At 56.3% G+C, this 16,122-nt stretch carries 8 protein-coding genes; all 8 read right to left on the reverse strand.

Annotated elements, in window-relative coordinates; translation table 11 throughout:
- Positions 1-91: 91 nt before the first annotated feature.
- Positions 92-2,980, reverse strand: coding sequence for a M16 family metallopeptidase (locus tag ACFCXQ_RS08140; RefSeq protein WP_379549551.1), 2,889 nt, complete (start codon positions 2,978-2,980; stop codon positions 92-94).
- Between the two features lie 89 nt (positions 2,981-3,069).
- Positions 3,070-3,870, reverse strand: coding sequence for a phosphoribosylaminoimidazolesuccinocarboxamide synthase (gene purC, locus ACFCXQ_RS08145; RefSeq protein WP_379549552.1), 801 nt, complete (start codon positions 3,868-3,870; stop codon positions 3,070-3,072).
- Between the two features lie 151 nt (positions 3,871-4,021).
- The gene (locus ACFCXQ_RS08150; RefSeq protein WP_379549554.1) at positions 4,022-6,241 is read right to left on the reverse strand and encodes a DUF11 domain-containing protein; all 2,220 of its coding nucleotides are present in this window, start codon (positions 6,239-6,241) and stop codon (positions 4,022-4,024) included.
- A gap of 104 nt (positions 6,242-6,345) precedes the next feature.
- Entirely contained in the window at positions 6,346-11,406 is a 5,061-nt protein-coding gene (locus ACFCXQ_RS08155; RefSeq protein WP_379549556.1) for an isopeptide-forming domain-containing fimbrial protein, read from the reverse strand.
- Positions 11,407-11,497: 91 nt separating this feature from the next.
- Positions 11,498-12,559: a hypothetical protein gene (locus tag ACFCXQ_RS08160; RefSeq protein ID WP_379549558.1), complete on the reverse strand. Its 1,062-nt coding sequence runs from the start codon at positions 12,557-12,559 to the stop codon at positions 11,498-11,500.
- 74 nt (positions 12,560-12,633) lie between these two features.
- Complete coding sequence (locus ACFCXQ_RS08165; protein ID WP_379549560.1) at positions 12,634-13,113, reverse strand: hypothetical protein; 480 nt, start codon at positions 13,111-13,113, stop codon at positions 12,634-12,636.
- A 32-nt stretch (positions 13,114-13,145) separates the two neighbouring features.
- Positions 13,146-14,135 (reverse strand): hypothetical protein, encoded by a 990-nt coding sequence (locus ACFCXQ_RS08170; RefSeq protein ID WP_379549562.1) that lies wholly within the window; start codon positions 14,133-14,135, stop codon positions 13,146-13,148.
- A 1,006-nt stretch (positions 14,136-15,141) separates the two neighbouring features.
- On the reverse strand, positions 15,142-16,122 hold the full coding sequence (glk, locus tag ACFCXQ_RS08175; protein WP_379549564.1) for a glucokinase: 981 nt from the start codon (positions 16,120-16,122) through the stop codon (positions 15,142-15,144).

Consider the following 16,122-nt stretch of genomic DNA (forward strand, 5'->3'; position numbering starts at 1 on the left):
TCAGGTTCACCCTTTGCTCAAAACCAGTGTCTGTTGCCGCGCCTATGCCGGTGCTTGCGAGCAGGCGCAAGCACTGGGAAGCCGTCAATCCTCAGTCTTGGGCGCTGTGGGCGACAACAGCCTCAGGCAATACTACAAACTCCACCGCATCTGCTGGGGCGAGATATCGCGCGGCAAGCGCTTGCAGCTCAGCAGGAGTAATCCCCTCTTGCCGCTCGCGCGTACCCAAAAAGCGCGCGATGTCCTCTGGTCTGCTTTGTGCGCGGGCAACTAGACCCATCCAGCCGCGATTGGTCTTTAGCCGATTGTCGAGCGATTCCAGCAAGGGTTGACGTGCGCGGTCGACAGTGTCCTGGCTGGGTCCATCACTCGCCAAGCGGCTGATTGTGGCCAGCATAGCTGCGCGCGCCGCCTCCACTTCCTTCACATCAATCGCGGCCCCTATGGAGAAGGTGCCATAGTCGCGATAGGTGTCAGACTGGCGTGAATTAGCGCTTGGCGAATAAGTCTGGCCTAACTCTTCGCGCAGTGTGTCCGTTAGCTCCAACCGCAATACTCTCGCGAGCAAGGACAAGCGGCTAGACAGCTCCCAATCCGACGTGTCGGTAGTGGGCCAGACGAATGTCAACTGAGCCTGATCATCCTCACCCTTATGCGTGATCGTGCGCGAGCCCCGCTCGTTCGTGAAGCTGCGTTCCCGGCGCTCGTCATTATATTCGCGGAATTGAATTTCGCGCCCTGGCATCGCGCCAAATGTGTTTGCGACGAAACGGATGGCTTCGGCCTCATCGAAGTCACCGACAATGCCGATCTCGATGGCACCATTGGCCATACGTTCTGCGATGACTTTGCGCAGGCGGTCATAATCGAGACCGCGATATGCCTCAATCGGCTGACGGGAGAAGCGTGGGTCATTGTCGGAAAGAGCGGGGCCAAACGCTTCGCCTAGAGCAGAGCCGGGTGTGCGGCCAATCCGCGCAAAGAAATCCTCGAGCCCTTTGCGCCATGGGCCAAGCCCTTCGGGACGAAAGCCGGGGTCGGCCAAAAATGCAGCCATAACTTGCATTTGTAATTCGAAATCGCGCGGCGTGGTGCTTGCCCGGCTGTTGAAAGCTCGCGCGCCTGCGCTGAAGGATGCTCCGACGGAGCGGCCTGCGAGAATGCTCTGCAGCTCATCGGTAGAGTGCTGGCCGAGCCCGCCAGCCGGAAGCAGTGAGGCCAATTCCACTGCGAGCGGATCTTCGCGCGAATTCAGCATGCCGCCGCCATCAAGCGCAAGCGAGATGTTGATCACGTCGTTTTGAAGGTCGGTCTGCTTAAGATTGAGCATCACCCCATTAGCAAAGCGGATCGTGCGAATATCGAGCTCTTCGGTGCGACTGTCGCTGATCACTTCGCTCGGCGTGCCAAAGTCGGTGTATGCGAAAATGGCGTCGGCCGTGTCTTTGGGGGCCTCCAGAGCGCGGGAAAATGCTGTCTCCACTGCTTCGCGCAGCGCCTCGGCGCCTCCTTCCGGGGCGGTTTTGCCGGAGAAACGGATCAGCGGGTCTTCGAGTGAAATCTGATCCGCCAGCATCGCTTCCAGAACTGCCTCAGGCGTCACTTGCGGGGCGAAAGTTTCGAACCGGGCGAGTGAGCTGGCGTGGTCCGTCGGCACATTGTTACTGCGCGCAATGGCAAAGGCTTGGCGCTCAAAGGTGCGATTGCTGCGTGTGCCAGCCGTGGCTACCGCGTTTTCTTGGCCTGTGCGGATATTGGTGAGCTGTTCGTCAATCTCAGCCTGGCTGACGCCGTAAAGCAATATGCGGCGATACTCATCGATCGCGGTATCAAGCGCACGTTTCCACCCGCCTTCATCGGAACTGACCGCGAGCTGCGCAGTGCGCCCAGATTCGAAGAAATTACTCGCGCCAGTATTGACGCTGCGAAAAGGCGGGTCCTCGCTGCGGCGGAGGCGCTGCAGGCGCCTTCCAAGGATGCGGGCACCCACGCGCCGCAATAGCCCCTGCTGGCGCTGCTCAAGAGTGTCTGGGCGATCAAGATATGGTGCATGGCGGGACAGGGTGACCGATTCTGATAAGGCGGGATCGAGATAAATGTCAGTCTCGCCAGAGAAGTCAGGATTAACGGGACCTGCATCAGGCTGATCAGGGGAAGGGGCGGCCTCCCAGCTGGCAAACCGCTCTTTGATTTTTGCCTCAACCATTGCAGTGTCGAAATCTCCGACGATCACTAGCACCGTGCTGGCTGGCACATATTCGCGCTCCCAAAAGGCGCGTAGTTTTGCAGCATTCGCGGCTTCCAGTGTCTCGATAGTACCAATCGGCAGACGTTCTGACGCCAGGGAGCCGGGATAGGCAAACTCCAGCCCATCGACCACGTTCTTGAGTGAGTAAGTATTGCGCACCCGCCGCTCAGACAGGATTACACCGCGCTCACGCTCCACCGCTTCTTCGGTTATGGTCAGTTCGCTCGCGGTCTCCCGCATCAACATCAGCGCAGTATCGAGCAGTTCCTCATCGGCACGCGGCAGATCAAGTTTATATTGCGTGCGCTCAAAACCGGTTGAGGCATTGGTATCAGCGCCAAAGGCCAGGCCAAGCCGTTCGAGTAGCTTGATCATCTCGCCCTCGGGCACATTGGTAGAGCCATTGAAGGCCATATGCTCGACAAAGTGGGCATAGCCGCGCTCATCATCACGCTCATCTAGCGAGCCAGCGGCGATTTCCATCCGGACTAGGGCAGTGCCTTCGGGCCGATTATTGCGCCGCAGGATATAGCGCATGCCATTATCGAGCCGTCCGAAATGCCAGCCAGGCTCAGGTGTGAAGTCGCTATCCTCCAGCTCCCACATGGCCGGGTCCCAGCCGATAGGGTTTTCTGTCTCTGGTGCAGGGGCAGCCGGTTGGGCCTCGCTGTCCTGAGCAAGTGCAGGGATGGAAAACAGAAGTGCGAGGGGAAGCGGGAGCCGAGAAATCATACGTCTCGCTGGCCTAAAACAGCATAGCTGACAATAGGATGAAGCGCTTTCTGAAAACAGGCGCGCATATTTCCAAACTTGCCTTGCGCCTATTTCTTGGAGGGCTTTCCGCGTAGGCGGCCGCGATGCTCGGTCAAGTCGAGCACTTCGCCGGGGCCATTGTCCTCATTCTGAAGCAAGCCAAGGCGCCGTGCGACCTCGCGATAAGCCTCTTCCTCACCGCCCAAATCGCGGCGGAAACGGTCTTTATCGAGCTTCTCGTTCGTATTGATGTCCCACAGACGGCAACCATCTGGGCTGATCTCGTCAGCTAGAATTACCCGGCTAAAATCGCCATCCCACATGCGGCCAAATTCCAGTTTGAAATCAACCAAGCGGATGTCGATTGCGGAGAACATACCCGATAGGAAATCATTGATCCGGATCGCCATGGACGCAATGTCCTGCATCTCTTCAGGTGTGGCCCAATTAAAGCAGGCTATGTGCTCTTCTGCGATCAGCGGATCGCCAAGCGCATCGTCCTTGTAGTAATATTCGATCAGCGTGTGCGGCAGTGGCGCGCCTTCTTCCAGGCCCAAACGCTTGCAGATTGAGCCTGCTGCGACATTGCGCAGGACAACCTCAATCGGCACGATCTCGACCTGCCGAACTAGCTGCTCGCGCATGTTCAAGCGGCGGATAAAGTGCGTTGGAATACCAATGTGCGAAAGGCGCGTGAAAACATATTCGCTAATGCGATTATTGATTACGCCTTTGCCGTTGATCGTGCCTTTTTTCTCGGCGTTGAAGGCGGTCGCGTCATCCTTGAAATATTGGATGATCGTGCCCGGTTCTGGCCCCTCATAGAGGATTTTGGCCTTGCCTTCGTAGATCTGGCGGCGTCGCGACATGCGCTAGGGTCCCTGTTTGGTAAAAAATAGCGAGCCCCGCATGTCAGAACCACTAAGCAGCGCTAACGGGCGGGGCGTCCCTGTCTCTTACAGACAAACTATCGCAGAGGCAATGAAGCGCATCTACGAAGCTTCGCGCGCTTCTTCGGCCCTATTCGATGATAAAGCGGGCTTGCAGGGTGAAAGAACTGCCGCCTGCAAAGTTGCCGTCAGGGATAACACGGAAGTTTGTGATGGCGTTATCACAGCCATCGGCATCGGCAGTTGGGGTGTAAGTGTAAGTCGCCCCGTTATCATTCGAGAAGAACAGATCGTCGCCTGCGTCGCCTAGCCCGGCGAAAGAATAGGTGAGGTCAGAGCCGCTCGCGCCGTCAATGAAGCGGATTGGTCCGCTGCCCCCGCCGCCAAGATCAGCAAGGCAGAATTTTGTCTCGGGCGGGACGTTGTCCGTGATCACAACAGTGTCGCTGTCAGTGTCCGAAATGCCCGTGTTTGAGACCAGAATGTTGTATTCCATTAAAGCGCCCGGCACCGCTTTGGGATTGGTCACATTGTTGACCGGGTCGGAGAAGACCGCGCTGGTTTTCAGCACGGACAGGCTCGTGGACGGCGCGCAGAATGTGAAATCATGGAAGGTATAAGCCTGACCGTCAGGGACCGCTGGTGCGGTGGTGTGATTGCCATAAACAATCGTGATTGTGTCGATTGGCTGATCAAAAGTCACGACGACGTTGGCATCGCCCGACGTGTTGCCCGCGGTTGCATCGCCAATTGCAACATTGCCGCTGACATAGTTGGCAATGCCATTGGTCAGTGTCGGGATCACCGTTGCGCCCTGATAGCTGCCTGTGACTGTTACCTTGTCGGCAAAGTCATTATTGGCGAAGTCAACGTCGAACACGGTGAACTGTGTACCGGCAATGCCATTCGGCAGAGTGATAACTGTGGTGGCCGTCTGAAAGATATTGTCGAAGTCAAGTAACTGGTGAAGCGACAAGCCATTGGCTGCTGAACCACCCGTGTTGCCGCCCGTCGCTGCGCCGCCAAGCGCGGGTGTCTGCCCGCCAAAAGTCGCATCGCTTAGGAAGGTGCCATCGGTTGAAATGGCGATGTTGACGGTGCCGAAGTTCGCCATCACAAAGTTCTCATTGAGTGATCCTGCTGGCCACGCCCTTGTATCCCAATCGAACAGATTTGTGCCCGCCGGGCAAAATAGAGTGGGTGGAACCCCAGCGGTTCTGGTGCCCGTTACCGTAAACGAAGCGGTGTCATAGTCATCCTCGGTTGTGATCCCGTTGTTCGGCGTTGAATCGCTATCGAACTCTGAAGAGGCAGTAACCTCTGCAATATTGGTGACCGTTGTCCCATTGGTCACATTGACTGTAGCTTCGATCGTGAGCGTGCGGGTCTGGCCTGGAGCGATCGAGCTGACGCTCCAGGCGCCGGTGGCAGGATCGTATGTTCCAAAACCTGAATGACTGTCGTAATCAGCACCAGGGGGAAGCAAGTCGGTTACTGTGACCCCTGTAGCTGTTTCCGAGGATGAAGCCGCATTCGTTAGATTCAACGTGTATGTGATTGCTGTCCCATTGGCCGGCGTGCTGTTGTTCACCGACTTGGCAAGCGAGAGGTCCGCGTTCGCCACAGTTTGAGTCCAAACGAGATCAGACAAACTGATAAATTGGCCGCCGCCCGTGGGGTCACTTCCAGGGAAATCCTGTCCAAACTTATAGCGGATCCTGAAACGCTCAACGGTGGTTGCCCCGAAGTCGATCTCGATGTCACCATCGGTGCTATTGAGCGCTTCTGCGGTCACACCGTCAAAGCCCAATTGGCCGCCGATCGTTGCGTTTTCGACTGCGCTCCCAAGTGTGAAGGAACCGCCCAAGTTGCGCACGTTGCGCCAAACACTATCGCCTGTGTCATATTCGATGATGACGCCGTCGTGGCGAATGCTGCCCGTTGTAGAGCGGTCCACGTGGCCGACGGTGAAGGTGAGGTTCGTAACCGCAGTATCCAAAGTAAACGTCGCTTCGAAGAAGTCGCCTTCATCAAACACGATGTGATCGTTACTGAACAGTAGTGGCCCGGTTTGATCGCTTACGGTGCCAGCAAAATAGGAAAGGTGATCGGTCGAGTAAAAATTGGTGAAGTTGGCATCGTTTCCATCACCATCGCTCACTACATTAGTGTCGATCGTGATGACGTTTACGCCAACGTCGAGGCTCTCTCCATCGTTGACCGCCTCAAGGCTGGCTTTGCCGAGATTCGTCCAATCTGCTGTTACTGTAGTCTGCGCGTAGCCGGCAGGTCCCCAAAATAGGGCCGCAACTGCGAGAAGCAGATACAGTGTGAATTGAATGAACTTCATTGATTTTCGCGTCGTTTCAAGGGCTTGGTTACTGGTAGTCCCTAGGCGAGCATGGTTAACACCGCGTTTAGAACTACGCTGAGCTGACTTAGTCACACTGTCCATCAGTCTCTCCGCAAGAAGGAGAAGCTGTCAGCGTCAAACTTCAAACGGACCGAAGCATAGAGGCCCTTGTCCGTGTTGCGCGCCGCCGAGAAATCGGGATCGCGGAAGCCAGTGACATTGTAGCCAACGGTCAGCAACATGCCGTCAGCTGGAACGAAGCCGATTTGCGGCCCGACCGAGAAGCTAGTGACATTGTCGTCAAGGTTAGTGCGAACCGTCGCTGTCGCGCCGACTTCAAAGCGCTCGCCAATACCGATACGTGCATCTGCGCCCAGCAATGCGCTTGTGCTTCCGAGGTCAAAGCCTTCGAAACGGTCGAAATTGTGACGGACAGCTGCGAACAGGCCAAACTCGTCGCGGCGCGTGATATTTCCGTTGTCATCTTCGCCGCGTGGTGACCAATTGGCCGAGACGCTGCCAATGACACGGCGTGATTTCGCATCGCCATTAACGATCAGGGCGGTACGGCCCGCAGCACTTGGCGCGCCGGCGACAGCATTGGTCACTTCGTCGCTGCGATATTCAAGCTTGCTGAGGAAAGCGAATTCTGATTCGTCAGGGCGGAAAGCCAGTGCGAGTGAAGCGTCCATGATCTCGCTGGTCGAACCATTCTCTGCTTCGGCGCGTGTCCAGGTAAAGCCTGAACCAACGATCTTGCCTTCGCCCAGCTGACGGATGGCCCCAGCAGTAACGCCCTTGCGGTCGGCAAACTCGCCGTCGCGATACTCACCGCGAGCAGTCGCGCTCCAACGGTCCTTGCGCCATGCTGCGCCCAGAGTAACCGCAGTGAAGTCTTCAAACTGGGTTGCGTTGGGACCAAGCTGGCCGCCGCTCGAAACTGGTTGAAGAGGGTTAACAATATCTGAAGCCGCAGGTGTGCCGCCCAGGGTATGGCTGCCGTCGATTGTGGCGTCAATCGTCAGGTTGGAATTTACTTGAAGTGACTGCGCGAGACCGAAGGCCGCGTAAGTACGCTCGCCCGATTCGTCGATCCGCTGCTTGCCGAGTGACGTCACGACTTGGCTGCCAGTCCATGGCGTCACTTCAATGCCGCCGCTAATTGTGCGGGCATCAATGTTCTCGCCGTCGGCGATTTCATAGAGACCGACCAGGCGGACATTATTAGTGACTGCATAACGTGCACCAATGCGGTGACGCAGCGGCAAATCAATGCTCTCAGTCGCGCCCAGCGGAACCGAAGTTGTTGCGTTAAGTTCCAGCTTGTTATCGAGCAGGCGCTGAGTGACGCCGCCCTCTAGAACGGTCGACTTATTGCGTGTGCCGTCTGTCAGGCGATCCGCGAAGTGAGCAATGCCCACACGCACATCAGTCTTTTCACCTTCATAATTCACTTGAAGTTGCGCTGCGCGGCGACGGCTGATGTCATCCAGTGCATCATCTTGCCAAACGCTGCCTAGCACAGAGAATTTTTCATTGAGACGAACGCGCGCGTCAGCGCCAATTTTGCGGCGGCCTTGCTCAGCGCCATTTTGCTGCCCGACGCCGTAGCCATTCTCAAGCGCATGCGCATAGGCGAGCACATCGAGCATGCCGCTCTGGTGCTGTGCTTCGACAAGCCAACCCGCAGTGGTCTCGCCTTCATTGCGGCTCAGCGCGACTTCCGCGCGGATTTCAGTGTTCTCGCCAATCCGTGCTTGCAGATCGACACCGCCCAGATTGGTGCGAGCGTCATCACCGCGATCGCTGACAGCCGTCGCGCCGATACGCAAATCGCCGCCCGCAACCGTGAGGGTTGCGCGCAAGCCAGCATTCAGCTCGCCGCCCTGCAGCTCATCGATCTCGTAAGTGACCACAATGAATTGCGGGTTGAGGTTAAAGTCGCGGCTCAGCACTGGCTGCTTAAAGGTGATTGTACCCGACAGCAGATCAATATCGTAGTCGATAAAGCGTGTGAGTGTGCGCGTCTCAACGATTTGCTCTGAACGGAAACGGTCGCGGACCTCGATCAAAACCTGCTCGCTATTCGGCACGATCAGACGGCTGCTCAGCTGGTAAGGGCCAGTGATGCCTTCTCCCTGCAGCTCGTCGCGGCGGAAGCGAGTGCCGATTTCAGCGGCGAAGCCTTGTACTTGCACATTGTCGCCAATGCGTGCTTCAGCCTTCACGCCGGTCGCTGTGCGGTTGTAGCGGGTCAGACGCGTCTGGTCGAAGCCTGTCTGGAAGTCGCCGTACAGCGCATAGAACGTAGCAGTCTCAATCCGGACGTAGAGATTCTCACGTGAGGCAGCGTCAAAGCGGCGGCTCGAGCCATCGCCAAAGACGGTGTAATAGGCGTTCGGGTCAAGCGCGCCGAGCACGCGTTGGTCGTCGCGCTGCTTCGCGCTGTCATAGGCCAGCGTGACCAGATATTTGCCGAGCACGCGGCCTTTCACATAGAGCGCAACGCGGGCCTTATCGCCCAGGTCGCTCTTGAAGTCGCCTGCACGTTCCATGTTGTCGGCCACGGTGCGAGCACCGATTGAGCCTTCAGCAAGACCCACGACGGTCCATTCGATTTCGCCTGGCTCGATCCAAGTCTCCAGCTGCTGTTCGCGAGTTACCTCGCCATCGCTGAAGCTGAAGTCGAGGCGTAGCGAGCCGCTGACCATGGTTGGAGCGAGTTCGATAAGAGCGATGCCCTCATCGCCCTCGACTACCCAGCGCGCTTGCGACGCGCCAACGCCGGTCAGCTGATTGAGCTGTTGCTGCTCAAGCTGGCTAGCGCTCTGATAAGGCTCAGAAAGCATGAACTGGCCAGCAATGCCCTCGCGAAGGGGGCGATTGTTGCGATCCAACACGCGCACCGCGATCACAGGGTTCGTGCGGCCATCAGCGATGAGCTTAGATTGCTCAGGGACCAGCTCGACCTTGGTCGGCGAGTTAGTGAAGAAGACTTCACGGCTCAGTTCTTTGACCAGCAGACCGAAGGAATCGACGATTTCAGCAGTGAGCAGCGTGCTCTCGCCATTGAGCGGAACACCGCGCCATTCGCTGACGGAGAAAGAGCCATCAGGCGCGCTGCGCGTGCCCTCGTAATTGAGCGGGTTAACCGGCTCGCCGTCAACGCTTAGTTTAACCGTATATTGCTTGCGGTGGCGAATAGCGACGCGGATTGCTGGCGCGCGCGGGTTCTCATCAATAGCAGGCGTTAACCAGCCATCTTCACCGTCACCAAGCGCGATCCAATTGGTACCTGCTGGCTCTTCAGAAGCCTCTGCAAGGTCCTCGCCTGAGCGAGATTCGGCATCGCGTGTTGCTTCGGAATTAGTCTCGGATACCAGCTCAGGCAATTGATTTTGTTCGTTTAATTGCGTCAGAATTTCAAATGCTTGCGGATGAACCTTTGCATAGAAATCGACAACCTTGAGCATGCCGCCTTGGCCAATTACGAATTGCGAGCTCGCGCTACCAGCGTTGCGAGTAGAGCGGTGACAATCAATAAACTCGCCGCCTTCCGGCAAGGTCATACGGCTGGCCTGAACAACATGCGTGCCCGGCACAACGCCTTCAAAATGATAGCGGCCATCAACATCAGTGATGGCAAAGCTGCCATCTTCCATCATGACGCGGACGCCAGGAATTCCGACACGCTGATCATCTTTATGACACGATCCAGCAACCACACGGCCAATGATGGTCATGCGGTCTGCAATGGTTTCGCGCTCAATATCGACAGCAGCGCTGGCGAAGCTTGTTCTACCAAGCGAATCAGTCGCTTGTGCGCGGTTTTCGGCATTGCCGGGGGAGGCGTCCTCGCGCACCGTCATCACATAAGTGACGCGGCTCGATGCGCCTCCAGCAAGATCGCCCAAACTCACGGTCAACTGGCGTCCATCAGGCGTGATTGTCACGGAATCGGGCGCTTCGGCGCCATCAATTCGTACAGAGTCAGGTCGCAATCTGAGGAACGGCGAGGGCGTATCTGTCAAAATGACATTGCGGCGAACCCTGTCTGGATTGGGGTTTGTTGCAGTAATTGCATATAGAATGGCATCACCGGGCTGAACTCTTGCGCGCGATGCAGTTTTAACCAGCGTAATATCAGCGCTCGGCTGATCAACCGGAATATCAATTTGCACCGGAACCGGGCTGTCTAGCTCAAAAGATCCGCCATAAGACGCGTCCAGAATGACAAAATTGCCTCCTCCTGGGCGCGTTAGCTGCGAAATTTCTGCAGGATCGACCGCGGAGGGCGCTGTGAAGGGCGCTGGAGGCGTGATTTCAATGCGATATGTGCCCAAAAACGTCAGTGGGAACCAATATTCACCAGCACCAAGCACCGTTACGTTGCCTGCACCATCGGTGATTGGACTTCCCGAAATGACTGTTGAAGGCCATGAGGTCACACCATCTTCGGCAAAAACCGTCGCCGGCAAACCGGTCGCCGCATCAATCAAAGTAACGACTGCGCCATCAACTGGCTCGCCTGTTTCGCTGTCAAACACGACACCAAACGGATCCGCCAAAACGTCAACATCAGCCTCAACCACAATCGCCTGACTGCCCTCTGGCGTAACAGTGATGTGGATTGGTTGTTCATCATTGAGACTGAGCCAGCAATCAAGCTGAGTCGGTGCAGGCGGAGCGCGGCGTGTGCCGATCCGCCCTGCGAAAACACCAGAATTGTTGGCAGTCTCGAAGATCGTGATCTCTTCACGGTCTCCATTTGCAGTAGTTAGTTCCGCAACCAGATTATCAATCGCATTGGGATCGATGTTTGCTGCCTCGGCAGAAACTTCGAAGAACAGATCTTCACCCACCACGATCTGGCTCGAACGTGAAACCTCAACGCCCTGCGGTGTGTTCTGCGAGTTTTGTGTTTGCTGACTTGAGTTAGCTGCACAAAACGGCTCGCGGAATGTCAGTGTCGTGCCGCCATTGCTGGGTCGAAAAGTCTCGATCACAGCAATGGCTGGCTCGACTGGCGTTATGGTCTCGTTGGATTGCGTATTGTAGTCAACGCCTTGGAAACTCCAATTTGCCTCAGCAACATTGGTGATTTCCTGCGCTTTCGCGTCCGATCCAAGCACGCCGAAAGGTAGCAGTGCTGCGCCCAGCACTGCTACCAATCTTTGTGTAAAGGACCGTATGCGTGTCATCGTGTGATGAGCACCGGGTAGTTCAACGATGTGAGCCCCCGATTGCTCCCTATTACTCGATGATTACCCGGAAACGGAGCGAACGGGCTTGGCCTGCTGCTACGTCGCTGAGTCCGTTGGATACGACTGTAGTCGCGGCCGTGGCGCCAGTATCAACACCAGTACCGCCAGCACAGCTTCCATCGCCATCTACAAAGATGTCGTTGGCACCTGCATAGGCGTTAGGATCGGTGCCGCCGGGCACAAAGTCCAAACGAGCTGCTTCGCTGGTGAAGTCATCGTTGATGACAATGCCAGTGGCAGTCGCGCCGCTCGCGTTGGATACAACGATGCAGTACTCAACAATTGCGCCAGGAACCGCTTTCGGGTTCGTGGTGCCGTTGACAGGGTCAGCGATTACGGTGCTGCTCTTGGCAACCGTTACCGCCGCTGCTGATACAACATAAGTATCTGTGTCAGCGTCGTCACCGTCGCTGCTGTCGTCGCCAGCAATGTCAGCATTGTCATCATCGGCAAGAACCGTGTCGATACCAGCGGTGTTCGCGCCAGCAGTGTTCGTGAGCGGTGTGCCGCCATCGTCAGTTGCATCTGCAACCAGCGTCACGTCAGCTGTCTGACCGTCTGTCACGCCGAGCGGAATGTCACCGACAACCAGAACTGTGACGGTTGCATCTTCAGCGACATCGTCAAGCGATGTAACGAGCGTGTTGGTGCCGTCGAATGCGCCTGGCGTACCACCGTCGTCCAAGAAGAAGCGAACGTTGGTGATGTCAAAATCGTCTGCGCCAGACTGCGTCAGCGACAGCGCGAAATCGACTTCGTCGTTCGAGGTGTTCGTCACTTCGAACACAGTGACGGCGTTCGTTTCGTTAGGTGCTACGCTGGTTGATGCGCCGCCAACTTCTTGAACTGTCAGGTTGATAATGCGGTCAACCGTGAATGTGTCAGATGCGGTTTCAGGTGTCTGTGTAACACCGCCCACATCATAAGAGACAGAGACGTTGTTGGTGATGGTGTCACCCGCCGTCGTCCCTGCCGCTATGGCTGGAGCGCTGGTGAAGCCAACGAGCGCTACTGCGCTCACGGTCCCCAGCATTTGTTTAGTGCGTTTCATTTCCATGGTCCTCTGTTTTGCTCTGCACTGTTCCCACCGCCTGCAGAGCGTGGCGGCTATCCCCGCTGATCAGATCAGCGAATGATGGCTGGATATTGGAGATCGCCTGCCGCGCCTGGGGCAACGGATGCGAGCATCCAACGAATATGAGTGACATCGGCGTGATCCGCCGCGCGAGCCGCGCCGTCTTCATCGGTTACGGTGAGCGCGCTCAATTTGCCCCAAGTCGCGCCGCCATCGACCGAAACGGTCAGGCCGGCATCTGCATCAGGTGCGAGACGCACGGCTGATGGAAGCGGATTGGTAACAACGAAATTTTCCGCCGGCTCTGCGCTGGTGTTGCGATAGCTGGTGATGAACATCAGGCGGTCGCCCGGCACGATGACTTCTGGTGCTACCAGCTCGGTGCTGGTGTTGCCGCTGTCATCAGTCATTGTCTTGACCGCCTTAACGTCGCCCTTGAGCTCAACTGCGGCATCCTGCGCAGTGGCCGGTGTGGCCATCGCGGTCGCCATGAGCGAGGCAGCGAAAATGATCTTGGAAAAAATCTTCATGATTTTGGTCCTGCTTTTTGAAAGGTGATCGATCAGTCGATGACGACATCGAAGGTGATGGTGTGGCTGGTGCCTGTGTTGACTGTGCCCAGATCAACGGTGATGCCTGTCGCCGAGGCCTCGCCCGCATCATCGCCGCTGGCGTCGGTTAGCGCGCCGGTGTCCAATGTGAGCGTGCCAGCAGTGTACGTCGTGCCGGTCGGGAAGGCGTCGCTCACGGAAAGTGTGCTGACCGAACCGCCGCCTGTGACATTGGCAACGATCGAATAGGTGATCGTTGCACCAGGCACTGCGCTTGTGCCGCCAAACTGGTCAGTTACGATTGCTGACTTCACCAGAGTAACATCGGCAACGCCTGCAACAAGTGAGCCGGTCGCAGTTGCGTCAGCACCGGTCGTGCCAACGATCGCATCGCCGCCGCCAACACCTTGGCCAGCGAAGATGGTTCCCGGTGCGCCTGTTCCCGTTGTTGCTTCAGCGGTCAGTTCAACATCGCTGGTGTCACCATCAGTGACGCCAGTTGGAACAGTGACCAGTACGAAGACTGTCTCGTTCGCGTCCGCTGCGATAACCGGTGTGGTTTCAGGAGCAGTCAGAATTGTGTCGACGCCCGGATCGTAAGTTCCGTTGCCGTTTGTATCGATCGCAATGTTGTCTACCGTTACGTCGAAGTCATTTCCTGTCACAGCCGGATTGGTGGTGAGCGTGAATGCCTCGGGACCGTTACCGGTGTTGGTTACCTCGAAAGTAAGAACCGCTGAACCAGGGCCGGTTGCGATTGGGCCGGGGTCAAGACTGGTCAGGGTCACATCAAGCAACTCATCAACGCGAATCTCGACTGTGTTGGAATCAACCGTCTCTGTGCCAGACCCTGCATCGAAGCTGGCGCTTGCCACGTTGTCGATCAGCGTGCCTGCCGGAACGCCTTCAGCATTGGCTGGTGCGGCGATGGCCATCGCAAAGAGTGAACCTGCAACGAAGCCGGGCTTCGCAATACGGTAAATGGGGTGTTGTATTTTCATGTCACCCGTATCGCGCAAAATGGTTAGCGACCGTTTAAGACTTAAGCACTTTTACGAGGGGTTATGGGATTGCGGGCTGCGACTCCGATTTCCTGGCTCGCAACGCCTGCCAATCCATCAGTGCGCCGCGACGTCATAGGCCTAGAATCAGTCTTAAGATCTGGTTTCGGTAGACTTAGAAAATACTTTAAGTTGAACGCGAATGGCGTTGATCTGGAAATCCGGAGTAGGGGAACGACCAGGCTTCAAGTTGTGCGCTTCTGTCATCATATGGTGCATCAGCGCAGAGATTTTGCATCTCGATAATACATCATTAATCAGCTATAAAATCCTGTAATAATGAAGTTATAGTGAGGAAAAATTCGGCCAAATTCGCGAAGGTTAGTTCGAGTTCTCATCTGCGACGTTTGCATGTTCGTGAGTGAAAAATTCGGGAGATTGGCGAGTTAAGTGTGCGTTTACCTTACCTCATACGAGTTCAAAGATTCTGTAAGAGCGGCCTGAATCTTTGTGTCCAATGACGTCAGAGAAGCAGCGAGTTCTCAAACTCAAATGATCATTTGGCGTCAGGTTTCTCGGCCCAAATGAGCGATTTTCGCAGCATTTGAGATTGATCGCTAAGACGATTTTACATCTTCCAGAGCTAGAAATGCGCTGTTTTTGAGCGGCGAGATCTGTCGCAATTTCGTCATATCTGACGCGCTCTGTCCGGAATTTTGAGCATGGCTTGCGGCCCAATTTTGGAACATCTCTGGCCCGCGAGAAATGGATGCGGCTGCTCAGAAGAGAGTTTCATGAGCTTTTCAGATCGCAACTTTCGGTGCCCTAAATGCGCTCTAAATCCGGTCCGTGAACGAACTTGGCTCGAAGTTCTGGTGGAGACCCGAAAATCCCGAAAGTCCAATAAGATTGCCATTGTGTAATTATATCACGCAAGAGGCATACTAAATTTCGGCTCGTTTTTGGAGCCTCAGAACGCAAACGGGAGTTAAAATTTGAGCGCTTTCTAGCGGTTTTGAGCTTCAGCGAAGGCCAAGGCTGCTCCAACCAAGCCGGGTTCTTCCAAGCCAATTAGCTTTACTGGGATCGTTTCCATGAGTGAGCGATAGCGTCCTTTTGCCACAAACCGATCCGCAAATCCGGAGCTGTTCAGATGGCGTTTGAGGCGCGCTCCAAGCCCCCCTGCCAGCACAACTGGTCCGGGCCCATGCGTCAATGCGATGTCGCCGGCGACTGATCCCAAGGCCATGCAGAAGCGGTCAAGGGCTGCCGAAGCGATGCTATCCTTGCCCGTCAATGCGGTGGTCCAAAGCTCCTTGTCGCTGCCCATCGGAGGATCGCGCGCCTCCATTTCAGAGAGCACTTCCCAGATCGCGCGGAGGCCCGATCCAGCGACAACGCGTTCCACTGAGACGCGCGTATGTTGTTTGCGAAGATGCGCCAGAATGCGGTCCTCAATGCTATCGAGTGGGGCAAAATCGATATGCCCGCCTTCAGTCGGCAGGACATGAATCCTGCCGTCTTTGCGCAGCATCGCGGCCACGCCCAGACCGGTTCCGGGGCCGATAATGCTGGTCACGCCTTCATGCGGTAGCGGGCCTTGTGGACCGGTTACGTGATGAAACTCATCATCGGTAGCATGGGCCACAGCAAAGGCCTGCGCCTCAAAGTCATTGATCAGAATGTAGTCTGAGACACCCAATTTCTCTTTGATGAGTGCCGGGCGGACGATCCATGGATTGTTCGTCAGTTTGATCAGATCACCGCGTATTGGCGCAGCCAGAGCAATCGCAGCGGCATCGGGCAAGGGCGCCCCGCAATGCTCAGCATAGGCCTCCCACGCGATCTGCAAACTGCCGTGATCGGCGGCGGCCATTTTGACCGGCTCGCTCATTGTCCGCATGGCGCCATCGGCGATCTCTGCCAGTGCAAAGCGGGCATGCGTACCGCCAATATCGGCAACGACTATTTCTCGTGCGCTGCTCAT

This window comes from Qipengyuania rhodophyticola, assembly GCF_042493225.1.
Classification (GTDB): domain Bacteria; phylum Pseudomonadota; class Alphaproteobacteria; order Sphingomonadales; family Sphingomonadaceae; genus Erythrobacter.